This is a genomic window from Citrobacter sp. GW821-FHT07H02 (genome assembly GCF_059418505.1).
In genome coordinates this window covers 12,347-37,470 of sequence record NZ_JBWKPZ010000011.1, presented here as the reverse complement: position 1 = coordinate 37,470, position 25,124 = coordinate 12,347, and the positions used below count along the sequence as shown (strand labels likewise).

General features: G+C 53.3%; 27 protein-coding genes. 17 read left to right on the top strand and 10 right to left on the bottom strand.

Translation table 11 applies throughout. The features are described 5' to 3' along the window. Positions 1 to 3: 3 nt before the first annotated feature. The 4 genes from speB to yqgG all read right to left on the bottom strand — a co-directional run bounded on the left by speB (position 4) and on the right by yqgG (position 3,448). Positions 4 to 924: an agmatinase gene (gene speB / locus AC07NP_RS12770; RefSeq protein ID WP_162380198.1), complete on the bottom strand. Its 921-nt coding sequence runs from the start codon at positions 922 to 924 to the stop codon at positions 4 to 6. Between the two features lie 171 nt (positions 925 to 1,095). Beyond that, complete coding sequence (speA, locus tag AC07NP_RS12765) at positions 1,096 to 3,072, bottom strand: biosynthetic arginine decarboxylase (RefSeq protein WP_203360024.1); 1,977 nt, start codon at positions 3,070 to 3,072, stop codon at positions 1,096 to 1,098. 8 nt (positions 3,073 to 3,080) lie between these two features. After that, the gene (yqgB, locus tag AC07NP_RS12760) at positions 3,081 to 3,212 is read right to left on the bottom strand and encodes an acid stress response protein YqgB (RefSeq protein ID WP_162380248.1); all 132 of its coding nucleotides are present in this window, start codon (positions 3,210 to 3,212) and stop codon (positions 3,081 to 3,083) included. Between the two features lie 92 nt (positions 3,213 to 3,304). Further along, positions 3,305 to 3,448, bottom strand: a complete 144-nt coding sequence (gene yqgG, locus AC07NP_RS12755; protein ID WP_301699346.1) for a small protein YqgG — start codon at positions 3,446 to 3,448, stop codon at positions 3,305 to 3,307. Between the two features lie 413 nt (positions 3,449 to 3,861). Between yqgG and metK the strand changes: the two genes are divergently transcribed. The 8 genes from metK to ruvX all read left to right on the top strand — a co-directional run bounded on the left by metK (position 3,862) and on the right by ruvX (position 11,118). Continuing rightward, a complete protein-coding gene (metK, locus tag AC07NP_RS12750) occupies positions 3,862 to 5,016 on the top strand; it encodes a methionine adenosyltransferase (RefSeq protein ID WP_203360022.1) in 1,155 nt (384 codons plus the stop codon). A 402-nt stretch (positions 5,017 to 5,418) separates the two neighbouring features. After that, the gene (galP, locus tag AC07NP_RS12745) at positions 5,419 to 6,813 is read left to right on the top strand and encodes a galactose/proton symporter (RefSeq protein WP_203360021.1); all 1,395 of its coding nucleotides are present in this window, start codon (positions 5,419 to 5,421) and stop codon (positions 6,811 to 6,813) included. A gap of 79 nt (positions 6,814 to 6,892) precedes the next feature. Continuing rightward, complete coding sequence (locus tag AC07NP_RS12740; protein WP_301699343.1) at positions 6,893 to 7,390, top strand: SprT family zinc-dependent metalloprotease; 498 nt, start codon at positions 6,893 to 6,895, stop codon at positions 7,388 to 7,390. A 94-nt stretch (positions 7,391 to 7,484) separates the two neighbouring features. Further along, positions 7,485 to 8,192 (top strand): deoxyribonuclease I, encoded by a 708-nt coding sequence (gene endA, locus AC07NP_RS12735; RefSeq protein WP_276293942.1) that lies wholly within the window; start codon positions 7,485 to 7,487, stop codon positions 8,190 to 8,192. 76 nt (positions 8,193 to 8,268) lie between these two features. Then, complete coding sequence (gene rsmE, locus AC07NP_RS12730) at positions 8,269 to 9,000, top strand: 16S rRNA (uracil(1498)-N(3))-methyltransferase (protein WP_494660695.1); 732 nt, start codon at positions 8,269 to 8,271, stop codon at positions 8,998 to 9,000. 12 nt (positions 9,001 to 9,012) lie between these two features. Beyond that, positions 9,013 to 9,960, top strand: a complete 948-nt coding sequence (gshB, locus tag AC07NP_RS12725; RefSeq protein ID WP_494660694.1) for a glutathione synthase — start codon at positions 9,013 to 9,015, stop codon at positions 9,958 to 9,960. A 178-nt stretch (positions 9,961 to 10,138) separates the two neighbouring features. Beyond that, the gene (locus AC07NP_RS12720) at positions 10,139 to 10,702 is read left to right on the top strand and encodes a YqgE/AlgH family protein (RefSeq protein WP_203360017.1); all 564 of its coding nucleotides are present in this window, start codon (positions 10,139 to 10,141) and stop codon (positions 10,700 to 10,702) included. Beyond that, positions 10,702 to 11,118 (top strand): Holliday junction resolvase RuvX, encoded by a 417-nt coding sequence (ruvX, locus tag AC07NP_RS12715; RefSeq protein WP_494660693.1) that lies wholly within the window; start codon positions 10,702 to 10,704, stop codon positions 11,116 to 11,118. The genes AC07NP_RS12720 and ruvX overlap by 1 nt, the downstream gene beginning before the upstream one ends. A gap of 47 nt (positions 11,119 to 11,165) precedes the next feature. Here the strand turns inward: ruvX and AC07NP_RS12710 are convergent, their stop codons facing one another. Then, a complete protein-coding gene (locus tag AC07NP_RS12710; protein WP_494660692.1) occupies positions 11,166 to 12,146 on the bottom strand; it encodes a type IV pilus twitching motility protein PilT in 981 nt (326 codons plus the stop codon). A gap of 17 nt (positions 12,147 to 12,163) precedes the next feature. Between AC07NP_RS12710 and AC07NP_RS12705 the strand changes: the two genes are divergently transcribed. The 5 genes from AC07NP_RS12705 to hemW are packed head-to-tail and all read left to right on the top strand — an operon-like array spanning position 12,164 to position 15,471. Then, on the top strand, positions 12,164 to 12,868 hold the full coding sequence (locus AC07NP_RS12705) for a YggS family pyridoxal phosphate-dependent enzyme (RefSeq protein WP_203360014.1): 705 nt from the start codon (positions 12,164 to 12,166) through the stop codon (positions 12,866 to 12,868). A gap of 18 nt (positions 12,869 to 12,886) precedes the next feature. Then, the gene (locus AC07NP_RS12700; protein ID WP_494660691.1) at positions 12,887 to 13,453 is read left to right on the top strand and encodes a YggT family protein; all 567 of its coding nucleotides are present in this window, start codon (positions 12,887 to 12,889) and stop codon (positions 13,451 to 13,453) included. After that, on the top strand, positions 13,450 to 13,740 hold the full coding sequence (yggU, locus tag AC07NP_RS12695) for a DUF167 family protein YggU (RefSeq protein WP_162380211.1): 291 nt from the start codon (positions 13,450 to 13,452) through the stop codon (positions 13,738 to 13,740). Before AC07NP_RS12700 ends, yggU begins: the two co-directional genes overlap by 4 nt. An 8-nt stretch (positions 13,741 to 13,748) precedes the next feature. Further along, complete coding sequence (locus AC07NP_RS12690; RefSeq protein WP_192613450.1) at positions 13,749 to 14,342, top strand: XTP/dITP diphosphatase; 594 nt, start codon at positions 13,749 to 13,751, stop codon at positions 14,340 to 14,342. Then, entirely contained in the window at positions 14,335 to 15,471 is a 1,137-nt protein-coding gene (hemW, locus tag AC07NP_RS12685; RefSeq protein ID WP_494660690.1) for a radical SAM family heme chaperone HemW, read from the top strand. Before AC07NP_RS12690 ends, hemW begins: the two co-directional genes overlap by 8 nt. Before the next feature lie 100 nt (positions 15,472 to 15,571). Here hemW and ansB read toward each other — a convergent pair whose 3' ends face one another. From ansB to trmB, 4 genes are all read right to left on the bottom strand, one after another. Continuing rightward, entirely contained in the window at positions 15,572 to 16,618 is a 1,047-nt protein-coding gene (gene ansB, locus AC07NP_RS12680; RefSeq protein ID WP_276293931.1) for an L-asparaginase 2, read from the bottom strand. 190 nt (positions 16,619 to 16,808) lie between these two features. Further along, positions 16,809 to 17,528 (bottom strand): YggN family protein, encoded by a 720-nt coding sequence (locus AC07NP_RS12675; RefSeq protein ID WP_203360009.1) that lies wholly within the window; start codon positions 17,526 to 17,528, stop codon positions 16,809 to 16,811. A 52-nt stretch (positions 17,529 to 17,580) separates the two neighbouring features. Further along, on the bottom strand, positions 17,581 to 17,907 hold the full coding sequence (locus AC07NP_RS12670) for a YggL family protein (RefSeq protein ID WP_046497219.1): 327 nt from the start codon (positions 17,905 to 17,907) through the stop codon (positions 17,581 to 17,583). Next, entirely contained in the window at positions 17,907 to 18,626 is a 720-nt protein-coding gene (gene trmB / locus AC07NP_RS12665; RefSeq protein WP_203360008.1) for a tRNA (guanosine(46)-N7)-methyltransferase TrmB, read from the bottom strand. Before trmB ends, AC07NP_RS12670 begins: the two co-directional genes overlap by 1 nt. 161 nt (positions 18,627 to 18,787) lie before the next feature. On the opposite strand from trmB, the gene mutY reads away from it, so the two are divergent. From mutY to AC07NP_RS12645, 4 genes are all read left to right on the top strand, one after another. After that, positions 18,788 to 19,840, top strand: a complete 1,053-nt coding sequence (gene mutY, locus AC07NP_RS12660) for an A/G-specific adenine glycosylase (RefSeq protein ID WP_494660689.1) — start codon at positions 18,788 to 18,790, stop codon at positions 19,838 to 19,840. Between the two features lie 27 nt (positions 19,841 to 19,867). Beyond that, positions 19,868 to 20,143, top strand: a complete 276-nt coding sequence (locus AC07NP_RS12655) for an oxidative damage protection protein (protein WP_192613456.1) — start codon at positions 19,868 to 19,870, stop codon at positions 20,141 to 20,143. Between the two features lie 53 nt (positions 20,144 to 20,196). After that, positions 20,197 to 21,282: a membrane-bound lytic murein transglycosylase MltC gene (gene mltC / locus AC07NP_RS12650; RefSeq protein WP_494660688.1), complete on the top strand. Its 1,086-nt coding sequence runs from the start codon at positions 20,197 to 20,199 to the stop codon at positions 21,280 to 21,282. A gap of 216 nt (positions 21,283 to 21,498) precedes the next feature. Further along, the gene (locus AC07NP_RS12645; protein ID WP_494660687.1) at positions 21,499 to 22,755 is read left to right on the top strand and encodes a nucleoside permease; all 1,257 of its coding nucleotides are present in this window, start codon (positions 21,499 to 21,501) and stop codon (positions 22,753 to 22,755) included. A 52-nt stretch (positions 22,756 to 22,807) separates the two neighbouring features. Here the strand turns inward: AC07NP_RS12645 and AC07NP_RS12640 are convergent, their stop codons facing one another. Further along, positions 22,808 to 24,943 (bottom strand): ornithine decarboxylase, encoded by a 2,136-nt coding sequence (locus tag AC07NP_RS12640; protein WP_494660686.1) that lies wholly within the window; start codon positions 24,941 to 24,943, stop codon positions 22,808 to 22,810. Between the last annotated feature and the right edge of the window lie 181 nt (positions 24,944 to 25,124).

Sequence of the window (25,124 nt, the reverse complement as noted above, 5' to 3'; positions counted from 1 at the left end):
GGCTTATTCGCCTTTTTTCGCCGCCTGGATGTAGAGCATTTCCAGCGCCAGGGTCGCCGCGGCCAGCGCGGTGATTTCAGACTGATCGTAAGCCGGAGCGACTTCGACCACGTCCATACCGACGATATTCAGATCTTTCAGACCGCGCACCAGCTTAATGGCGCGATCGGTAGTCAGGCCGCCGATCACCGGTGTGCCGGTGCCAGGCGCAAAGGCCGGATCCAGCGCATCGATATCAAACGTCAGATAGACCGGCATATCACCAACAATCTGCTTCACCTGCGCGATGATGTCGTCCACGCCACGATCGTTGACCTGGCAGGCATCCAATACGGTAAAACCGTTGTCTTTGTCGAACTCGGTACGAATGCCGATCTGCACAGAGTGGTTCGGATCGATCAGACCTTCGTTCGGCGCGGTAAAGAACATGGTGCCGTGGTCAAATTCACAACCGTTGGCGTAGGTGTCGGTATGCGCATCAAAATGCACCAGCGCCATTTTGCCAAAGTGCTTCGCGTGCGCACGCAGCAGCGGCAGCGTCACGAAGTGGTCGCCGCCGAAGGAGAGCATACGTTTACCGGCGGAAAGCAGCTTTTCTGCGTGCGCCTGTAATTTCTCGCTCATTTCGCGGGCATCGCCAAACGCATACACCAGATCGCCGCAGTCCACGACGTTCAGGCGTTCGCGCATGTCGAAGTTCCACGGGAAGCGGTTGTGCTCCCAGGCCAGATTGGTTGATACCTGACGGATCGCCGCCGGACCGTGACGACCGCCCGCGCGACCAGACGTCGCCATATCAAACGGAACGCCGGTGATCACCCAGTCGGCATCGCTGTCGTACGGCTGGAAATTCATCGGAAGGCGTAAAAAACCAAACGCGTTAGATACCAGAGAGTTATCGTACTGATGACCTAAAGTGCTCATGTCCTGACCTCTTATAAAATCACTGTAAAAAAAATCCCCTCCGCGTCGTTAGGCCCGACGAGGAAGGGATTGATTTGCATATCACGTATTGGGCGTAATTATCGCCGTTAAATTGCTCAGGTTCAAGTGAACCGTAGGCCCGGTAAGCGCAGCGCCACCGGGCACGAGCGGTTACTCGTCTTCCAGATAGGTGTACCCGTACAGTCCGGCTTCAAACTCTTCAAGGAACTGCTGTTGCAACGCATCATCCAGATCGGTCTGTTTCACCTGATCGCGGAAATGGGTCAGCAACGTGTTCGGATCCAGCTGTACGTATTGCAGCATGTCCGCCACGGTATCGCCTTCATCAGACAGTTCAACTTCTACGCTGCCGTCCGGGAAGACAAACACATCAACCGCTTCGGTATCGCCGAACAGGTTATGCATGTTGCCGAGGATCTCCTGATACGCGCCAACCATAAAGAAGCCGAGCATCGGCGGATTCTCAGGATCGTATTCCGGCATCGGCATGGTGGTGGCAATACCGTCACCGTCGATGTAGTGATCGATAGCCCCGTCGGAATCACAGGTGATATCCAGCAACACCGCACGACGCTCTGGAACCTGATCCAGCCCTTCCAGCGGCAGAACCGGGAATAACTGGTCGATACCCCAGGCATCCGGCATTGACTGGAACAGCGAGAAGTTGACGTACACTTTGTCCGCCATACGTTCCTGCAGTTCGTCGATGATCGGGCGATGCGCACGGTTTTGCGGGTCCAGCTGTTTCTGCACTTCGTGACACATGCTGAGGTAAAGCTGTTCTGCCCACGCACGTTCCTGCAGGCTAAAGGTCCCGGAAGAGTAACCGACGTGGATATCGTGCAGGTCCATCTGGCTGTCGTGCAGCCATTCACGCAATGAGCGACGGGTGCCCGGCTCGTGCATCTCCTGCCAGGTTTCCCACATGCTTTGCAGCGCGCGCTGAGCATCTTCGCCAGGCGCCGTAGGTTCAGTATATTCGTTACGCTCAACGCCGATGATGTTGGAAACCAACACGGTATGGTGTGCCGTCACCGCACGTCCGGATTCGGTGATCACCGTCGGGTGCGGCAGGCCATTCTCTTCACAGGCATCGCCAATCGCCCAGATGATGTTGTTGGCGTACTCATTCAGGCCATAGTTGACGGAACAGTCAGACTGCGAACGGGTCCCTTCGTAATCCACGCCCAGACCGCCGCCGACGTCGAAGCACTGAATGTTGACGCCCAGCTTGTGCAGTTCAACGTAGAATCGCGAGGATTCACGCACACCGGTCGCGATGTCGCGGATGTTCGCCATCTGGGAACCGAGATGGAAATGCAGCAGTTGCAGGCTGTCCAGACGCCCGGCTTCGCGCAGGGTTTCAACCAGTTGCAGTACCTGAGTCGCCGCCAGGCCGAACTTGGATTTTTCACCGCCTGAGGACTGCCATTTGCCGGAGCCTTGTGACGCCAGACGCGCACGCACACCCAGACGCGGGATGACGTTCAGACGCTCAGCTTCATCCAGAACGATGGCGATTTCCGACATCTTCTCAATGACCAGATAGACCTTATGGCCCATCTTCTCGCCGATCAGCGCCAGACGGATATATTCACGGTCTTTGTAGCCGTTACAGACAATCACGCTACGGGTCATTCCGGCATGCGCCAGAACCGCCATCAGCTCTGCTTTAGAGCCCGCTTCCAATCCCAGCGGCTCGCCGGAATGGATCAGCGATTCAATCACCCGACGGTGCTGGTTAACTTTGATCGGGTAAACGAGGAAATAGTCGCCGTTGTAACCGTAGGATTCACGCGCACGTTTGAACGCGGCGTTAATCGAACGCAGACGGTGTTGCAGGATCTGCGGGAAGCAGAACAATGCAGGCAGACGCTGGCCTTGCGCTTCGCGCGCTTTTACCAGTTTGGCAAGATCAACGCGCGCGTCGGGGACGTCCGGATCCGGGCACACACTGATGTGTCCCAGTTCATTGACGTCGTAGTAGTTATTGCCCCACCAGGCAATATTGTAAGTACGCAGCATCTTGCTGGCTTCCTGGGAACTCATTGCAACCTCCTGCATGGAGCGTAGTACACCCTGTCCGCCTGCTGACGAAAGCGAACCCATAGAAATGTCGTCAGACATAGCGAACCTCAGATTTTATTAACAAGTGTAAAACAGTTGACTACTATCGCAGTCCGAAGACGCGATAACAACCCATAAACAGGCGGATTTTCCAGCGGATAGTGCTGACGCTCCGACTGCGCGACCGGTTTCTTTTTCATATCATTGTAAAACACGTAACCGAACTAAACATGACGGTTCGGCGAAACCACGAGAAAACTCTTGTTTAACCAAGAGCGCCCTTGTTCAGTCCTTAGTTGCCGTAACCGGCCCTGGAGTCCTGAGAAGCGCCGAGATGGGTATAACATCGGCAGGTATGCAAAGCAGAGATGCAGTATGTGGGGGACATTCGTACACCAGAACGGTGCGACTGATTCAGCAGAATACAACGGTTCATTATCTCGTATCACCTCCACGGCCGCTCCGCACGGAACGAACCCACAAGCCAAAGCAAAAGTTTTAGCCCGGCAGGAAGTGGCAACACGATGAAAACGTCGTGTGCTGTATGAGCCGCGCGCCGCGTTTTATACCGACATGAGAGGTAAAAAGCAAAACATAAATGCGCACATTGCCATCACCGTCAGGAAAAATTTCCAGCTGTGTTTTCAACGCAATGAGGCTTTACTCAAAAAAAGCTGGAAATCAGGTGAACAAGTAACCTAAAATAGCCATCCAGATGTTAATCCATCCATACTGATTAACACTCAGACTGCCAGTGTCACTAACCTGCAGGCCTTGGTAGAATCTTCGGCTATGGCTACCCCGCACAACAGTTTGAGCTAAACAAATTCTCCTTAGGTGAAATTAAACATGGCAAAACACCTTTTTACGTCTGAGTCCGTTTCAGAAGGGCATCCTGACAAAATCGCTGACCAAATCTCTGACGCCGTGCTGGACGCCATCCTGGAACAGGATCCCAAAGCACGTGTCGCATGTGAAACCTACGTTAAAACCGGTATGGTTTTAGTTGGCGGTGAAATCACCACCAGCGCCTGGGTTGATATCGAAGAGATCACCCGTAATACGGTGCGCGAGATTGGCTATGTGCATTCCGACATGGGTTTCGACGCGAACTCCTGCGCAGTGCTGAGCGCTATCGGTAAACAATCCCCGGATATCAATCAGGGTGTTGACCGTGCCGACCCGCTGGAACAGGGCGCTGGCGACCAGGGCCTGATGTTTGGCTACGCCACCAATGAAACCGAAGTGCTGATGCCAGCACCAATCACCTACGCACACCGTCTGGTGCAGCGTCAGGCTGAAGTGCGTAAAAACGGCACCCTGCCGTGGTTACGTCCGGACGCGAAAAGCCAGGTGACCTTCCAGTATGACGACGGCAAAATCGTCGGTATTGATGCCGTGGTTCTGTCCACTCAGCATTCCGAAGATATCGACCAGAAATCCCTGCAAGAAGCGGTGATGGAAGAGATCATCAAACCGGTTCTGCCGAGCGAATGGCTGAGTGCGTCCACCAAATTCTTCATCAACCCAACCGGCCGTTTCGTTATCGGTGGCCCAATGGGCGACTGTGGTCTGACGGGGCGTAAAATCATCGTTGATACCTACGGCGGTATGGCACGTCATGGCGGCGGCGCTTTCTCCGGTAAAGATCCGTCTAAAGTTGACCGTTCTGCAGCCTACGCGGCGCGTTATGTGGCGAAAAACATCGTCGCTGCGGGCCTGGCTGACCGTTGTGAAATTCAGGTCTCCTACGCTATCGGCGTGGCGGAACCGACTTCCATCATGGTTGAAACGTTCGGTACTGAGAAAGTCCCTTCAGAGCAGCTAACTCTGCTGGTGCGCGAGTTCTTTGACCTGCGTCCGTACGGCCTGATTCAGATGCTGGATCTGCTGCACCCGATCTACAAAGAAACCGCAGCCTATGGTCACTTTGGTCGCGAACATTTCCCATGGGAAAAAACCGACAAAGCGCAGCTGTTACGTGATGCCGCCGGTCTGAAATAATCCTCTGACTGAACGCTCTCAAAGGCCAGCCTCGTGCTGGCCTTTTGCTTTTCTCATACCGCCTTCCCCCCGCTGTTACCCATTCCGGTTTTCCGTAATTCCCCTTCCACAGACAAAACAATGGAAGCGATTACATTCAATTTTACGTTATTAAAACTGGATTAACACTTCACAACAGTCACACACGCATTGTCGTTACATTGATTTTCGGCATTATCTTAATACCGGGTAACACCCCATGTTACATGATTATTAAATTCACTATTTTTCATATAATTAAACAATACACTTGGTGAATGTTAGTGTAACCGATTACACCAATGTGATTAACCTCACATATTTTTACGGCGTACTCACCTACCCTTACCATCAACAAAATTGGCAACCCAATCGGAGGGCTTTATGCCTGACACTAAAAAACAGGGGCGTTCCAACAAGACGATGACATTTTTTGTCTGCTTTCTTGCCGCCCTGGCCGGATTACTTTTTGGCCTGGATATCGGTGTTATCGCCGGTGCGTTACCCTTCATCACTGATGAATTCCAGATTAGCCCGCACACTCAGGAATGGGTGGTAAGCTCGATGATGTTCGGTGCCGCTGTTGGTGCTGTCGGCAGCGGTTGGCTCTCCTTCAAACTGGGTCGTAAGAAAAGCCTGATGATCGGGGCGATTCTGTTTGTGGCGGGTTCGTTGTGTTCTGCCGCCGCGCCTAACGTTGAGATCCTGATCCTCTCCCGCGTGCTGTTGGGTCTGGCCGTCGGTGTCGCCTCCTATACCGCGCCGCTGTACTTATCCGAAATTGCGCCGGAGAAAATTCGCGGCAGCATGATCTCGATGTATCAGTTGATGATCACTATCGGTATTCTGGGGGCGTATCTCTCGGATACTGCCTTCAGCTACAGCGGTGCATGGCGCTGGATGTTAGGCGTTATCATTATTCCCGCCATTCTGCTGTTGATTGGCGTGTTTTTCCTGCCGGATAGCCCACGCTGGTTTGCCGCCAAACGTCGCTTCGTGGATGCAGAACGCGTCCTGCTGCGTTTGCGTGATACCAGCGCAGAAGCCAAACGTGAGCTGGACGAAATCCGCGAAAGCCTGAAGGTGAAACAGAGTGGCTGGGCACTGTTTAAAGAAAACAGCAACTTCCGCCGTGCCGTCTTCCTGGGTGTGCTGTTACAGGTGATGCAGCAGTTCACCGGGATGAACGTCATCATGTACTACGCGCCGAAAATCTTTGAACTGGCGGGCTACACCAACACCACTGAGCAGATGTGGGGGACCGTTATCGTCGGTCTGACCAACGTTCTGGCAACCTTCATCGCCATCGGTCTGGTAGACCGCTGGGGTCGTAAACCTACGCTGACGCTGGGCTTCCTGGTGATGGCCATCGGGATGGGTACGCTGGGCACCATGATGCATATCGGTATCCATTCGGCCTCCGCACAATACTTTGCCATTGCCATGCTGCTGATGTTTATCATCGGGTTCGCGATGAGCGCCGGTCCGCTGATTTGGGTACTGTGCTCTGAAATTCAGCCACTGAAAGGCCGTGATTTTGGTATCACCTGCTCTACGGCAACCAACTGGATCGCCAACATGATTGTAGGCGCGACATTCCTGACCATGCTCAACACGCTGGGTAACGCAAACACGTTCTGGGTGTACGCCGGTCTGAACCTGTTCTTCATCATTCTGACCCTCTGGCTGGTTCCGGAAACCAAACACGTCTCCCTGGAACACATCGAACGTAACCTGATGAAAGGTCGTCGACTGCGCGAAATCGGCGCTCACGATTAATCCATCACCGCTTCCTCCCGCAGTCGGGAGGAAGCTTCCCCCTTGCAGTCCCCGCCCCCTCGCACTATTCTCTGCCGTTATGAAAACCGTCCGCCTCCCTATCGCCATCCAGCAAGCCGTCATGCGCAGCCTGCGGGAAAAGCTCGCCCAGGCTAACCTGAAACTGGGTCGTGACTACCCGGAACCTAAACTGGTCTATCAGCAGCGCGGAACCGCAGCCGGAACCGCCTGGCTGGAAAGTTATGAAATCCGCCTTAATCCGGTGCTATTAACCGAAAATGTCGATGCGTTTGTGGACGAAGTCGTCCCGCATGAACTGGCGCATTTACTGGTGTGGAAGCACTTTGGCCGTGTTGCGCCGCACGGAAAAGAGTGGAAATGGATGATGGAAAACGTACTTGGCGTGCCCGCCAGACGCACTCACCAATTTGAGCTGCAATCAGTTCGTCGCAACACCTTTGCCTACCGCTGCAAATGCCAGGAACATCAACTCACCGTGCGTCGCCATAACCGAATTGTGCGCGGCGAAGCAACTTACCGTTGCGTTCATTGCGGCGAACCGCTCGTCGCACAATAACATTCAGAATTATCAGGAACTTTTCTGATCTGACTGATTGCATACAGGAACAACTTTCGTTACGTTGCGAGCTCGATTTAACACGGAGTTTGTGATGTACCGTAATCTCACTTTTGCAGTGGCGTTTCTGGCGACTGCTCTCTCAGGCCCGGCGCTGGCCGAAGGCATTAACAGTTTTTCTCAGGCAAAAGCCGCTGGCGTCAAGGTCAATGCTGACGTACCCGGCGACTTCTACTGTGGATGCAAAATTGACTGGCAGGGTAAAAAAGGTGTCGTAGACCTGAACTCCTGCGGTTATAAAGTGCGCAAAAATGAAAACCGCGCCAGCAGAATCGAATGGGAACACGTGGTGCCCGCCTGGCAATTTGGCCACCAGCGTCAGTGCTGGCAAGAAGGGGGGCGTAAAAACTGCGCCAAAGACCCGGAATACCGCAAAATGGAAAGCGACATGCATAACCTGCAACCGGCGGTCGGTGAAGTCAACGGCGATCGCGGTAACTTCATGTACAGCCAGTGGAACGGCGGCGAAGGCCAGTATGGACAGTGCGCGATGAAGGTCGATTTCAAAGAGAAAGTGGCTGAACCGCCAGCGCGCGCACGGGGTTCGATTGCCCGTACCTACTTTTATATGCGCGATCAATACAACCTGAACCTTTCCCGCCAGCAGACACAACTTTTCAACGCCTGGGATAAGCAATATCCGGTCACCGACTGGGAATGCGAACGCGACGAACGCATCGCCAGAGTACAAGGGAACCACAACCCGTACGTGCAACGCGCTTGCCAGGCGCAAAAGAGCTAACCTACACTAGCGGGAATAATTGTTAACCCAACCCCACGCGACTCGTTTGCGTGGGGAGATACGCGGATTTTAAACCATGCGCATTCCCCGCATTTACCACCCTGAACCTCTCTCTTCTGGCAGCCAGATTTCACTGTGCGAAGATGCCGCCAACCATATCGGTCGCGTGTTACGCATGGGGCCGGGGCAGGCTTTGCAACTGTTTGATGGCAGCAACCAGGTATTTGATGCCGAGATCACCAACGCCAGCAAAAAAAGCGTGGAGGTGAAGATACTCAGTGGTGAATTCGACGACCGTGAGTCCCCGCTGCATATTCACCTCGGACAAGTGATGTCACGCGGTGAAAAAATGGAATTCACTATCCAGAAATCAATAGAACTGGGTGTAAGCCTCATTACGCCACTTTTTTCTGAGCGCTGCGGCGTTAAACTGGACAGTGAGCGTCTGAATAAGAAGCTCCAGCAGTGGCAAAAAATCGCCATTGCCGCCTGTGAACAGTGCGGTCGTAATCGGGTGCCGGAAATTCGTCCGGCCATGGATCTGGAAGCCTGGTGTGCAGAGCAAGATGAAGGGCTGAAGCTGAATCTTCACCCGCGCGCCAGCGCCAGTATCAACACGTTACCGCTGCCGGTTGAACGTATTCGTCTGTTGATTGGTCCGGAAGGCGGGCTGTCGGCTGACGAAATTGCCATGACCGCACGCTACCAGTTTACTGATATCCTGTTAGGACCTCGCGTTCTGCGTACTGAGACAACTGCGCTCACCGCCATTACCGCGCTTCAGGTGCGATTTGGCGATCTGGGCTAACGGAGAAGAACAATGATCAAGCTCGGCATCGTGATGGATCCCATCGCAAGCATCAACATCAAGAAAGATTCCAGCTTCGCTATGCTGCTGGAAGCACAGCGCCGCGGCTACGAACTTCATTATATGGAGATGGCCGATCTTTATCTGATTAACGGTGAAGCCCGCGCCTGCACGCGTACCCTGAGCGTCGAGCAGAACTACGACAAATGGTACGACTTTACCGGCGAACAGGATCTGCCGCTGGCGGATCTGGACGTCATTCTGATGCGTAAAGATCCGCCGTTTGACACTGAGTTTATCTACGCCACCTATATTCTGGAACGTGCAGAAGAGAAAGGCACGCTGATTGTGAACAAGCCGCAGAGCCTGCGCGACTGTAATGAAAAGCTGTTCACCGCCTGGTTCTCCGATCTGACGCCAGAAACGTTAGTCACCCGCAACAAAGCGCAGCTGAAAGCCTTCTGGCAAAAACACAGCGATATCATTCTCAAACCGTTGGACGGTATGGGTGGCGCGTCGATCTTCCGCGTGAAGGAAGGCGATCCCAACCTCGGCGTGATTGCCGAAACGCTGACCGAACACGGCACCCGCTACTGTATGGCGCAGAACTATCTGCCCGCTATTAAAGACGGTGATAAGCGCGTACTGGTGGTGGATGGCGAACCAGTGCCGTACTGCCTGGCGCGTATTCCGCAGGGTGGCGAAACCCGCGGTAATCTGGCCGCTGGCGGCCGTGGCGAACCGCGTCCGTTAACGGAAAGCGACTGGGATATTGCCCGTCGTATTGGGCCAACGCTGAAAGCGAAAGGGCTTATTTTCGTCGGTCTGGATATCATTGGCGACCGTCTGACAGAAATTAACGTCACCAGCCCAACCTGTATTCGCGAGATTGAAGCAGAATTCCCGGTCTCGATTACCGGTATGCTGATGGACGCGATTGAAGCGCGTCTGCAGAAGTAAGCCGTCTGCAGGATGACGACCTTTGTAGGCCTGATAAGCGTAGCGCCATCAGGCATTAAAACACCGATGCCGGATGGCGACGCGAGCGTCTTATCCGGCCTACGGTAGTGACATCCGTACTCTTTACCCACATACTGACCCCTGTTGCTTTTTTAAACCAGGAACAGAACCTCTGACAATGAATTTACAGCATCACTTTCTTATTGCCATGCCTGCTCTTCAGGATCCGATTTTCCGCCGCTCTGTGGTCTATATTTGCGAACATAATGAAAATGGCGCAATGGGGATCATCATCAATAAGCCACTGGAAAATCTACAAATTGAAGGGATTCTGGAAAAGCTGAAAATAGCGCCGGAACCCCGTGATCCCGCCATTCGCCTGGATAAAGCCGTGATGCTGGGTGGCCCGCTGGCAGAAGACCGTGGGTTTATTCTGCATACCCCGCCATCGCGTTTTTCGTCCAGTATTCGGATTTCAGATAACACCGTGATCACCACCTCCCGTGACGTGCTGGAAACCCTGGGCACACAAGAACAACCTACTGAGGTGCTGGTAGCCCTGGGATACTCCTCATGGGAAAAAGGCCAGCTGGAACAAGAGTTACTGGATAACGCCTGGCTGACAGCACCTGCCGATCTCAATATTTTATTCAAAACGCCGATTGCCGATCGTTGGCGCGAAGCAGCCAGACTGATTGGGATTGATATCCTGACCATGCCTGGCGTGGCGGGGCACGCCTGATGAGCGAAACCTTACTGGCCTTCGATTTTGGCACGAAAAGTATTGGCGTCGCGATTGGCCAGCGGATCACCGGCACTGCCCGCCCGCTGCCTGCAATCAAAGCGCAGGATGGAACCCCTGACTGGAACCTCATCGAACGCCTGCTCAAAGAGTGGCAACCCGATGAGGTGATTGTGGGGCTGCCGCTCAACATGGATGGCACCGAGCAACCTCTGACCGCCAGGGCACGCAAGTTTGCCAACCGTATTCACGGTCGATTTGGCGTGACGGTGACCCTGCATGACGAACGGCTCAGCACGGTTGAAGCACGCTCCGGCCTGTTTGAACAAGGCGGATACCGGGCGCTAAACAAGGGCAAGGTCGACTCCGCCTCTGCGGTCATCATTCTCGAAAGTTATTTCGAGCAAGGGTACTGAACTCACTCAGTCCGCTGCCATGAGAGTGCGCATCGCCCTGACGCGTTTTAAAGCCTCCCTTGCGCCTGTCGCTGCTGCAGGCTTTGAGCGAAGGTCTGCATTCCCATCTGCTGCCCGGTTTGGATTATGCCGGGCAGTTGGTGGCTCTTCCCCTCCCGGATCAGATTCCCTGCCGCTGGCGTATTGATGAGTAGCTCAAACAGCGCCACGCGCCCGTCCTGTTTGTCTTTTTCCAGTTTTTGCGACAATACCGCACGCAAACTGCCCGCCAGTTGACTGCGTACCGGATCTTTCTCCTGTGCCGGAAAAGAGTCGATCAATCGCTCAATGGCTTGCGCCGCGCCACGCGTGTGCAGCGTCGCCAGCACCAGATGCCCTGTTTCCGCTGCGGTCAACGCCAGACGGATCGTTTCGCTGTCTCGCAGCTCGCCCAGTAAAATGACATCAGGATCTTCCCGCAATGCCGCACGCAGCCCGGAGGCAAACGAACTGCAATGTACACCGACCTCGCGCTGCTGGATCAAACAACGCTGACTGGCGTAACAATACTCGATGGGGTCTTCAAGGGTCAGAATATGCGCTTCAGTATGCTGGTTAAGATACTCAACCATCGCCGCCAGGGTGGTCGATTTCCCGCTGCCGGTGGCCCCGGTCACCAGAATAAGTCCATTCTCGCAGCTCAGAAGATTCGTTAAGACGGGCGGCGCCTGAAGTTCCGCCAGTATCGGGCAGGAGGCGGGTAACAACCGCAGCGCCAGCGAAGTCCCCTGCTGGTGAGTAAAAGCGCTGGCGCGTAGCCGCAAGTTCCCCGCCAGCGACACAGCAAAATCAAGCTGACCATTTTCCCGCAGTTGTTCCTGCTGAGCGTCATTAAGCCACTGCGCTAAGAGCGCCTGAATGTCCGGCGACGTAAAGGGCGCCATCTCCACCCGCCCCCGTTTTCGCCAACGCGCAGACCAGGCATTACACAGGTGTAGATCCGAGACGTTATGCTTTACACTAAGGGCCACAATTTCTTCCATATTCATATGAACATCCTCGGAAAATGAACGATATCGCGCATAACCTGGCACAGATCCGGGACAAAATCTCAGCCGCTGCGACGCGTTGCGGGCGGTCTTCAGAAGACGTTACATTGCTTGCAGTGAGTAAAACCAAGCCTGCGAGCGCCATCGCAGAAGCGATTACCGCTGGGCAACGCGCATTTGGCGAAAATTACGTTCAGGAAGGGGTGGAAAAAATTCGCCATTTCCAGGAGAGTGGCGTCGACGGATTGCAATGGCACTTTATTGGCCCGTTGCAGTCCAACAAAAGCCGCCTGGTCGCAGAACATTTCGACTGGTGTCATACGATCGACCGTCTGCGTATTGCTGCCCGTCTGAACGAACAACGCCCGGCAACGCTGCCGCCGCTGAACGTACTCATTCAAATCAATATCAGCGATGAGAATAGCAAGTCAGGAATTCCGCTGACGGAGCTGGACGCGCTCGCAACTGAAGTGGCGGGAATGCCGCATCTTCGCCTTCGCGGACTGATGGCGATCCCGGCGCCTGAGTCAGATTATGTAAGGCAGTTTGAAGTTGCCCGTCAAATGGCTGTAGCATTTGCCGGTCTAAAGACCCGTTACCCTGATGTCGATACGCTGTCTCTGGGTATGTCAGACGATATGGATGCCGCGATCGCGGCAGGTAGTACGATGGTGCGCATCGGCACTGCTATTTTTGGTGCACGTGATTACACAAAAAATTAAGGAAAACTAAGGAACGCCATGAACACGTTGACCTTCCTGCTCTCGACCGTTATTGAGCTGTATACCATGGTGCTGTTGCTGCGCGTGTGGATGCAGTGGGCTCGCTGTGATTTTTATAATCCGTTTTCGCAGTTTGTCGTGAAAGTCACTCAACCGATTATCGGGCCGCTGCGCCGTGTCATTCCTCCCATGGGTCCGATTGACAGCGCATCGGTACTGGTGGCATTCATTCTCAGCTTTATCAAGGCGATAGTGCTGTTTAAAGTGGTCACTTTCCAGCCGATCATCTGGATTGCAGCCGTACTTATCGTACTGAAAACCATCGGTTTGCTGATTTTCTGGGTTCTGTTGTTGATGGCGATCATGAGTTGGGTAAGCCAGGGCCGCAGCCCGGTTGAATACGTGCTCATCCAGCTTGCCGATCCGCTGCTGCGCCCTATTCGCCGGTTACTGCCTTCTATGGGTGGCATTGATTTCTCTCCGATGATCCTCGTGCTGTTGCTGTATGTCATCAACATGGGCATCGCCGAGATCTTACAGGCGACAGGTAACATGCTGCTGCCGGGGCTGTGGATGGCGCTATGAGTGCCGTTACACCCTGCGATGACGGCCTGGTTTTACGGCTCTATATTCAGCCGAAAGCCAGCCGTGACAGTATTGTGGGTTTACATGGCGACGAAGTAAAAGTCGCCATTACCGCACCACCGGTCGATGGCCAGGCGAACAGCCATCTGGTGAAGTTTCTCAGCAAACAGTTCCGCGTGGCCAAAAGCCAGATCGTTATTGAAAAGGGCGAACTCGGCCGCCACAAACAGGTTAAAATCATTCATCCGCAACAGATCCCGCCAGAAATTGCGGCGTTAACTGATTAGGTATCCCTATGCAAAAAGTAGTCCTCGCTACCGGCAATGCCGGTAAAGTGCGTGAGCTGGCTTCGCTTTTAAGCGATTTCGGGCTTGATGTTGTGGCGCAGACGGCGCTGGGCGTCGACTCAGCCGAAGAGACTGGCCTGACCTTTATCGAAAATGCAATTCTGAAGGCTCGCCATGCCGCGCAGGTGACGGGTCTGCCCGCCATTGCCGACGACTCCGGCCTGGCCGTTGACGTGCTGGGCGGCGCGCCGGGTATCTATTCCGCACGTTATTCCGGTGAAGATGCGACCGACCAGCAGAACCTGGAAAAACTGCTGGATGCCCTGCAGGATGTACCGGACGATAAACGTCAGGCGCGCTTTCACTGCGTGCTGGTCTATATGCGCCACGCGGAAGATCCTACGCCGCTGGTGTGTCACGGTAGCTGGCAGGGCGTCATTACCCGTGAGGCAGCCGGCAACGGCGGCTTTGGCTACGATCCCATCTTCTTTGTGCCGTCTGAAGGTAAAACTGCCGCAGAGCTGAGCCGTGAAGAGAAAAGCGCGATTTCGCATCGTGGACAAGCATTGAAGCTGCTGCTGGATGCCTTACGACATGGTTAAGCTGCCGCCGCTGAGTCTCTATATTCACATCCCGTGGTGCGTGCAGAAATGCCCGTACTGCGATTTCAACTCGCATGCGCTGAAAGGCGAAGTGCCGCACGACGATTATGTGCAGCACCTGTTGCGCGATTTGGATACTGAAGTGGCTTACGCGCAGGGACGTGAAGTAAAGACCATTTTTATCGGTGGCGGTACGCCGAGCCTGCTTTCCGGCCCGGCGATGCAAACGTTGCTGGATGGCGTGCGGGCGCGCCTGAATCTGGCGGCGGATGCAGAGATAACGATGGAAGCGAATCCGGGTACGGTCGAAGCGGATCGCTTTATTGACTATCAGCATGCTGGGGTGAATCGTATCTCCATTGGCGTGCAGAGCTTTAGTGAGCTCAAGCTACAGCGTCTGGGGCGTATTCACGGCCCGGAAGAAGCCAAACGCGCCGCGAATCTGGCAAGCGGGCTGGGGCTGCGTAGCTTCAATCTCGATCTGATGCACGGCCTGCCGGATCAAACGCTGGAAGAAGCGCTGGACGACTTACAGCAAGCCATCGCGCTTAATCCGCCGCATCTTTCCTGGTATCAGCTCACCATCGAACCCAATACGCTGTTCGGCTCACGCCCACCGGTATTACCCGATGACGACGCTCTGTGGGATATCTTCGAGCAGGGACATCGGTTATTAACCGCAGCAGGGTATCAGCAGTATGAAACCTCCGCGTACGCGAAACCTGGCTATCAGTGCCAGCACAACCTGAACTACTGGCGCTTTGGCGATTACTTAGGCATTGGCTGTGGCGCGCATGGAAAAGTGACTTTCCCGGATGGGCGCATTCTGCGTACCACCAAAACACGTCATCCACGTGGCTATATGCAGGGGCGTTATCTCGAAAGCCAGCGCGATGTCGAAGTGGCAGATAAGCCGTTTGAGTTCTTTATGAACCGCTTCCGCCTGCTGGAAGCCGCACCGCGTAGCGAATTTACGCAGTACACCGGGTTGACTGAAGACGCTATTCGTACGCAGATCGATGAAGCCATTGCCCAGGGTTATCTGACCGAGAGCGAGGAATACTGGCAAATTACCCAGCACGGTAAGTTGTTCTTAAACTCTCTTCTTGAGCTGTTTCTTGCTGAATAGTGCAGGATAAAGCGTAGACCAGATAAGTGCTGCACCATCAGGCTATTTGCCGGATGGCGGCTACGCCTGCGGAAGACTAAGGCGTAGCCGACACACTGGATTAATACTGATTAAACATCGTCTGGATCTGTTTTGGATCTTTGGTTTGCGTGAGCGCCAGTTGCAGCAGCACACGGGCTTTCTGCGGGTTCAGTGAACCCGAAGCGACAAAGCCGTACTTCGCATCATCGATTTCAGCATCCTGAGTCGTGGCACCAGTCGGTACGCGGGAAGAACGAACTACGACAGTCCCTTTATGCGCAGCCGTCGCCAGGGTATCAAAGATCGTTTTGTACAGGTTACCGTTGCCGACACCCGCACTCACAATCCCGTCATAACCTGCATCAACCAGCGCTTTTGCCGGCAGGTCAGACGCATTCGCATAGTTATAGATAATCCCGACCTTCGGCAGTTCGTTCAGCTTAGAGACATCGAATGGCGTGGCTGAAGTGTGTTTACGCGCCGGAGTGCGTTGATAGTCGATTTTGCCGTTGTGGATGTAACCCAGCGGTCCGTAGTTAACGGACTTAAAGGTAGCAACATCGGTGGTATTGGTTTTCGTGACGTCACGACCATCCAGAACGGTGTCATTCATCACCACCAGCACGCCACGGTTGGCAGAGGCTTTGTCAGCTGCGGTCACCACCGCGTTATAGAGGTTGAACGGGCCGTCTGCGCTCATCCCCGTAGAAGGACGCATTGCCCCGACCAGCACGACAGGTTTGTTGCACTTCACGGTCAGATCGAGGAAGTAGGCGGTCTCTTCCATGGTATCGGTGCCGTGAGTGATGACGAAGCCGTCGGTTTTATCACACTCGGTATTGATCTTCTTCGCCAGCGTTAACCAGACCTCATCGTTCATATCCTGAGAACCGATATTCACGACCTGTTCGCCTTTCACCACAGCAATATCCTTGAGCTGAGGCACTGCATTCACCAGGTTTTCAACGCCAACTTTACCGGCTGTGTAATTCGATTTTGTTGCTGAGTCACCGCCGCCAGCAATCGTCCCACCGGTGGCTAAAATAGTGACATTAGGTAAAGCGAGCGCGGCACCGCTGAACCCCATAACCAGTGCGGCAAGTGCCGTTTTCTTGAAAAACTCCATGTTATTTCTCCAGTTACGTAAAAAGTTGACGCATTATCGCAACCCAGGAGATGAATAATGTGACCTCTTCCAATTAAACAGATAAATATGTCATCCAATGTATTGATTTTAGAGATGGATATCAAAATGAGGGAAATAGACAAAACAAAACGGCACAAAACCGTGCCGTTGCTTAAAAAAACAGAAAGGATTATTTCAGGCTACTGACCAACGCTTTGCGATTATCTTCCAGCGTCACGACGCGGCTACAGACATCTTTGCCAAACTGCTGGAAGTCTTTTTCCTGATTCTTCCATTCATTTTGAATCGATGTTTGCAAGCCCCCCAGGCTTCCCAGTACGCCTTGCAGTGGATTACCACCGCCTTTGAGCACCGCTTTGGCCCCCATCTCATTAATGCTGTCCTGCAGAATGCCGCCCATCGCCTGATTCACCAGTTGCTGGCCATCCGCACGCACCTGATCAATCGCCTTGTAGTGGAATGTCAGGCCGTCCGTGCGATGTTCGATAATACGGTTCATCTGCTCTTTCAGTTGCGCATCAAGTTTAGTCAGACGACCGCGCATACTGCTGCTTTCACCCACTTCTTTGGCGATGATTTTGTCCAGCGCGACACGGCTTTTCTCGACCCGGTTTCTGGCGCCTTCATCAATCCACGGTAACGCGCTGCGTAATTCAGACTGGTAATCTTTCGCCTGTTCACGCTGTGCAGCGCTCAGGGTGTACGACTTATCGTTGAATGTCACGTTGCCATCCGGCGTAATGACCAGGTTGCCATTTTCGCCTTTCACCTGCACCGTTTGCGGGCTCAAAATCACATCGTCACGCGGTGTGACGCTGCATTTGTAATCTGCGTGTGCGGCCATCGCCGTGAACGTTAGGACTGCCGCCAGCAGCGTTTTGCGCATCATAACTTTCCCTCAAGACAAATCGGGCCAGCAAATGCTGGCCCCGTATGTTTTGTTAGTCCCACCAAACATCGAAAAGTTCGCTGGTGCGCACTTCTTCAAGTTTTTGCTCTTCCAGCCATTTACGAACTATCGCCTGATGTTCTTCCGTGCATTTACCGATTTCCTGCATGCAGATCAGACCTTCCCAGGCCAGATAACCGCTGCCGTCAAAGGCCAGTTTGTTCGGTTCAATGACGTCATTAATAAAATCATCAACGATTTTATCAACCTGCTCTTCAGATGTACCTTCCGGAAAACGCCATGCAACCGAAAATCCTAATTCCTGGAATTCGTCGATATGCATTTTTTTACGCAGACGACGGCTACGGTTCTTTGCCATTATTTCACCCTCTCGAACATTAAGTCCCATACGCCGTGGCCAAGACGATGACCACGCTGTTCAAATTTGGTTACCGGGCGCGATTGCGGGCGCGGTACATAATCGTTGGTTTCAGACTGGTTTTTATACCCGTCGATGGAGGTCATCACCTCAAGCATGTGTTCTGCATAGGCTTCCCAGTCGGTCGCCATGTGGAAAACACCGCCCAGTTTCAGCTTGCTCTTCACAAGCTCAGCAAACGGTACCTGAACGATACGGCGTTTATTATGACGCGCTTTATGCCACGGGTCAGGGAAAAAGAGCTGAACCATGGATAAAGAATTGTCAGGAATCATTTTATGCAGCACTTCGACCGCGTCATGGCACATCACTCGCAGGTTCTCAACCCCTTCCTCATGGGCAGAAGCCAGGCATGCGCCCACCCCCGGTGAATGCACTTCAATGCCGAGGAAATTCTGTTCCGGACGTTCTTTTGCCATCGCCACCAGCGATGCGCCCATCCCAAAACCGATCTCCAGCGTGATCGGCGCTTCACGGCCAAACAGCGCCACAAAATCCACAGGATCTTCGCTGAATTCAACGCCCATCACCGGCCAGTAGTTTTCCAGCGCGTGTTCCTGCCCTTTCGTCAGTCGCCCCTGGCGACGAACAAAACTACGAATACGGCGCAACGGGCGGCCGTTTTCATCAAATTCCGGTGAAATGACGTCGTTCTTCATAAAAGTTAAGTCTGCTTGTGATTGAGTTGCGAAAACGGGCATTATCCAAAGTTAGTTGGCGGATGCAAGTAAAGGAAGAAAGTCAGCACCGGAAAGTTCCGGTTTACACCCTGTTGCCTCTGTGCTGCAATCTGCCCCCCAGCAAATATTAAGCGGTGACCATGCAAGCGTCTCAATTTTCAGCTCAGGTGTTGGGCTGGTACGACAAATACGGGCGGAAAACGCTGCCCTGGCAAATTGACAAGACGCCTTACAAAGTATGGCTCTCAGAAGTCATGTTGCAACAAACCCAGGTTGCCACGGTTATTCCCTATTTTGAACGCTTTATGTCGCGCTTTCCCACGGTGGCTGATTTAGCCAATGCGCCGCTGGACGAAGTTCTTCATTTATGGACCGGCTTAGGTTACTACGCGCGGGCGCGAAATCTGCACAAAGCGGCCCAACAGGTTGTCACGCTACATGGCGGTCAGTTTCCGGAGACCTTCGATGAAGTGGCGGCATTGCCTGGCATCGGGCGTTCTACTGCAGGTGCCGTACTTTCTCTCTCACTGGGCAAACATTTCCCGATTCTCGACGGCAACGTCAAACGTGTTCTGGCGCGCTGCTACGCGGTGAGCGGCTGGCCGGGCAAAAAAGAGGTCGAGAAAAAACTGTGGGAGATCAGTGAACAGGTCACGCCCGCCAACGGTGTTGAGCGTTTTAACCAGGCGATGATGGATTTAGGCGCGATGGTGTGTACGCGGTCGAAGCCAAAATGCTCCCTTTGCCCACTACAAAACGGCTGCATCGCGACCGCCAACGACAGCTGGTCGCTCTACCCCGGCAAAAAACCGAAACAGACACTACCGGAACGCACTGGCTATTTTTTGCTGATGCAGCATGAAGATACCGTGCTGCTGGCGCAGCGGCCTCCCAGCGGATTGTGGGGGGGATTGTACTGTTTTCCTCAGTTTGAAGATGAGGATGGCCTGCGTAAGTGGCTGGCGCAACGGAATATTAAAGCTGATAAACTTAGTCAGCTGAATGCGTTTCGCCATACCTTCAGCCATTTCCATCTGGATATTGTGCCCATGTGGCTTCCCGTGTCTTCCTTCACCTCATGCATGGATGAAGGCAACGCGCTCTGGTATAACTTAGCGCAACCGCCGTCGGTCGGACTGGCGGCTCCCGTGGAGCGTTTGTTACAGCAGTTACGCACCGGCGCTTTGGTTTAAGCCGTCGGGCGATAAAGAGGATAATTTATGAGCAGAACGATTTTTTGTACTTTCCTGCAACGTGATGCCGAAGGCCAGGATTTTCAGCTGTACCCAGGCGAACTGGGAAAACGCATCTATAACGAAATCTCCAAAGAAGCCTGGGCGCAGTGGCAGCATAAACAAACGATGCTGATCAACGAAAAGAAACTCAACATGATGAATATTGAGCATCGTAAATTGCTGGAACAGGAGATGATTAACTTCCTGTTTGAAGGCAAAGATGTACACATTGAAGGCTATACGCCGGAAGACAAAAAATAAGGGCTTAACCGCCCTTTTTTACATCACATAACAACACAACACGCACTCCCGGAATGATGAAAAAATTTTTCGCGCTTGCACTTGTTGCGCCGTTGCTCATCTCCTGTTCCAGTTCGACCAACAAAGGCGATTCGTACAATGAAGCCTGGGTCAAGGATACCAACGGTTTTGATATTTTGATGGGGCAATTTGCCCATAACATTGAAAATCTGTGGGGGTTCAAGGAAGTTCTGATCGCAGGTCCAAAAGACTATGTGAAATACACCGATCAGTTTCAGACCCGCAGCCATATCAACTTTGATGCCGGTACCATCACCGTTGAAACCATTGCCGGAACAGATCCCGCCGGGCATCTGCGTCGCGCCATTATCAAGACGCTGTTAATGGGCGACGATCCGACAACCGTCGATCTCTATTCTGACGTTGATGATATTCAGATCTCCAAAGAGCCATTCCTGTACGGTCAGGTAGTGGATCATACAGGCCAGGCCATTCGCTGGGAGGGCCGGGCGACAAACTTCGCCGATTATCTGCTGCAAACCCGGCTTAAGAGCCGCAGCAACGGTCTGCGTATCATTTACAGCGTCACCATCAACCTTGTCCCAAACCACCTTGATAAACGCGCGCATAAATACCTTGGTATGGTGCGTCAGGCATCACGGAAATATGGCGTCGAAGAATCACTCATTCTGGCGATTATGCAGACTGAATCTTCCTTTAACCCGTACGCGGTCAGTCATGCCGACGCGCTGGGTCTGATGCAGGTGGTTCAGCATAGCGCCGGGAAAGACGTTTTCCGTTCGCAGGGACGTTCGGGCACCCCAAGCCGCAGCTTCCTGTTCGATCCTGCCAGTAACATTGATACCGGCACCGCTTATCTGGCGATGCTCAACAATGTGTATTTAGGGGGGATCGATAACCCGACATCACGACGCTACGCGGTGATCACGGCCTACAACGGCGGCGCGGGCAGCGTGTTGCGCGTATTCTCCAATGATAAGATCCGGGCTGCTGCTATTATTAACAGCATGTCGCCAGGAGATGTTTACCAGACGCTGACCACCCGACACCCTTCTGCAGAATCGCGTCGTTATTTGTATAAGGTCAATTCGGCGCAAAAATCATATCGCCGTAAATAGCCTCTCTGCGCCCCCTCCCGCCCTCTGGAAACCACGAGGGCGGGGTATAAAAGTGTTAACTCCATCACCCTTTTGCCTTGCAATAGGAAAATGTTTGCAAATATTTGTCACAGGTAACAAAAAACGAAGGTCTGTCGTTGATAGAATCACATCATATTGCAACGGCAAATGTGCCTTTTAAAACATTCATCCGCATTACGGTGTGAGGAAATTAACATGAATCTTAAGCTGCAGCTGAAAGTCCTCTCCTTTCTGCAGTTCTGCCTGTGGGGAAGCTGGCTCACGACCCTCGGCTCATATATGTTTGTCACCCTTAAGTTTGACGGTGCCTCCATCGGTGCTGTTTATAGCTCCCTGGGGATCGCCGCCGTCCTGATGCCTACGCTGTTAGGGATTGTGGCGGACAAATGGTTAAGTGCGAAATGGGTGTATGCCATTTGCCACATAGTTGGCGCCGCAACGCTGTTTATGGCGGCGGAGGTGACCACGCCGGGCGCAATGTTCTTCGTGATCCTCCTTAACTCGTTGGCCTATATGCCGACGTTGGGTCTGATCAACACCATCTCCTACTACCGCTTGCAATCTGCGGGGATGGACATTGTGACCGACTTCCCGCCAATCCGTATCTGGGGCACCATCGGCTTTATCTTTGCCATGTGGGGTGTGAGCTTCTCCGGCTTCGAACTGAGCCATATGCAGCTGTACATCGGTGCTGTCCTCTCCGTTGTTCTGGCGCTGTTCACCCTGACGCTGCCGCATATTCCGGTAGCCAACCAGCAGAAAAACCAGAGCTGGACCTCAATGTTGGGTCTGGATGCCTTCGCGCTGTTTAAAAACAAGCGTATGGCGATCTTCTTCATCTTCTCAATGATGCTGGGCGCTGAACTGCAAATCACCAACATGTTCGGGAACACCTTCCTGCACAGCTTCGACAACAACCCGCTGTTCTCCGGGAGCTTTATTGTTGAGCACGCCTCGGTGATGATGTCGATTTCACAGATCTCCGAAACCCTGTTTATCCTGACGATCCCGTTCTTCCTGAGCCGCTACGGCATTAAGAACGTTATGCTTATCAGTATTGTGGCGTGGATGCTGCGCTTCGGTCTGTTCGCCTATGGCGACCCGACGCCGTTCGGTACGGTACTGCTGGTTCTGTCGATGATTGTTTACGGCTGCGCCTTCGACTTCTTCAACATCTCCGGTTCAGTGTTTGTTGAAAAAGAAGTTCGCCCTGAAATCCGAGCCAGCGCACAGGGTATGTTCCTGATGATGACCAACGGTTTCGGTTGCATCCTGGGAGGTGTGGTCAGCGGGAAAGTGGTTGAGCATTACACACTGAACGGTATTACCGACTGGCAAACCGTGTGGCTGATTTTCGCCGGCTACTCTCTGATTCTGGCTTTCGCGTTCGTCGCCCTGTTTAAATACAAACACGTTCGCACGCCAACAGGCTCTCAGCCCGTGACACACTAATTCTTCTCTGACAAAAACGGGTCACCTTTGGGTGACCCGTTTTTTTTCGTACTTACTTCAGCACATAGCCATACAAACGCTTAATGCCGTCTGTGTCTGTTTCGCTGTACACGCCCTGTAGCTCTGGTGAAAAACCTGGCAACAGGTTCACGCCCTCTTCCAGCGCGAGGAAGTAACGCTGAACCGCCCCACCCCACACTTCACCAGGGACCACGCACAGGACGCCTGGAGGGTAAGGTAGCGCCCCTTCCGCCGCGATACGGCCTTCTGCATCGCAAATACGTACCAGCTCGACATCACCGCGGATAAACGCGCTGTTGGCATCCTGAGGATTCATCGCCACCTTTGGCAAACTCACCTGACGGAACATCGCTTTTTGCAGATCTTTAACATCGAAGCTGACGTACAGATCGTGCATCTCCTGGCACAGTTCGCGCAGGGTATAGTCGCGATAGCGCACCGGGTATTTATTGAAGATGGTCGGCAACACCTCTGAAAGCGGCGTATCGTCTTCAATATGCTGTTCAAACTGCGCCAGCATCGCCACCAGTTGCGCCATTTTGTCAGCGCTTTCAGCTGGCGTCAGGAGGAATAAAATCGAGTTGAGATCGCATTTCTCCGGCACGATGCCGTTTTCACGCAGATAGTGCGCCAGAATGGTGGCAGGGATACCAAAATCGGTATAACGCCCGGTCTGGGCATCAATGCCAGGCGTCGTCAGCAGCAGCTTGCAGGGATCGACAAAATACTGATCGTCGGCATACCCTTCAAAACCATGCCATTTCGCACCGGGTTCAAAACTGAAGAAGCGGCGCTCACTGGCAATCACCGATGTGGGATGTTCCTGCCACGGTTTGCCGTCGACGACGGGAGGAATAAATGGCAGAAGCATCTTACAGCTGGCGAGAATAGCTTTACGCGCTTCAATACCCAGCGTGACGCATTCCGCCCACAGGCGGCGGCCACTCTCCCCTTCATGAATTTTGGCGTTAACATCCAGCGCCGCAAACAGCGGGTAGAACGGGCTGGTCGACGCATGGAGCATGAAGGCATTATTCAGTCGCTTATGCGGGCAGAAACGCGTCTGGCCGCGAATATGGTTATCTTTCTTGTGGATCTGCGAGGTTTGCGAGAAGCCGGCCTGCTGTTTATGGACAGACTGGGTAACGAAAATGCCCGGATCGTTTTCATTCAGCTCCAGCAACAACGGCGAGCCATCGGCCATCATTGGGATAAATTGCTCATAACCCACCCAGGCCGAGTCAAACAGGATGTAGTCACAAAGGTGACCTATCTTGTCGATCACCTGGCGTGCGTTGTAGATAGTGCCGTCATAGGTGCCAAGCTGAATAATGGCCAGACGGAAGGGCCGCGCTTTATCTGCCTTTTCCGGCGCGACATTGCGAATTTGCTCGCGCAGATACGCCTCGTTAAAACAATGCTCATCAATGCCGCCGATAAAACCAAACGGGTTACGTGCCGCCTCAAGATAAACCGGCGTAGCGCCCGCCTGAATAAGTGCGCCATGGTGATTCGACTTGTGGTTGTTACGATCAAACAGCACCAGATCGCCGCGTGTCAGCAGCGCATTGGTAACCACTTTATTCGCCGCTGACGTCCCGTTAAGCACAAAATAGGTTTTATCCGCATGGAAGACTTTGGCGGCAAATTTCTGTGCATGTTTCGCCGATCCTTCGTGGATCAGCAAATCGCCCAACTTCACATCAGCGTTGCACATGTCGGCACGAAACAGGTTTTCACCGAAAAAGTCGTAAAAATGGCGACCCGCAGGATGTTTTTTAAAAAACTCGCCGTGCTGATGCCCGGGGCACGCAAAGGTACTGTTGCCCATCTCAACGTACTGCGTCAGCGTGTCATAAAATGGCGGCAGCAGATCCTCTTCATAACGGCAGGCAGCAGACTCCAGTTCCAGCCAGTCCTGCGCGCTGCCCGCAATGACCGCCTCGACGCCCGCAGGCGCGTCTGTCGTCTCTTCTGAGAACATAAATACCGGCAAATGAAAACCGGTACGTTTGAGCAGGGAAAGAATGCCGCTACGGCTGTCCGCAACGGTAATGACGACTGCCGCGACGTCGGTAAAATCGGTACTGTCCAGCGCCACCACATGACGGTGGGTAGACAAGCAGGATACCAGCTCACCGCTGGCGGCAATATTCATTGATTTCATAAGCACAAAAACCCGTTTCGGGAGTGTAAAAGCCCCGGACAAAGCACAATGGCCTTGCCGAACGATTTGTCGGGTCAAACTGGTCACCAGCTCCGACCGCCAGACATCAGTAAAAGCAGACATTATCTGATTTTACTGTTGTCCTGCAGTGAGCGTACGCTTCCCTCACCGCATGGCGAGC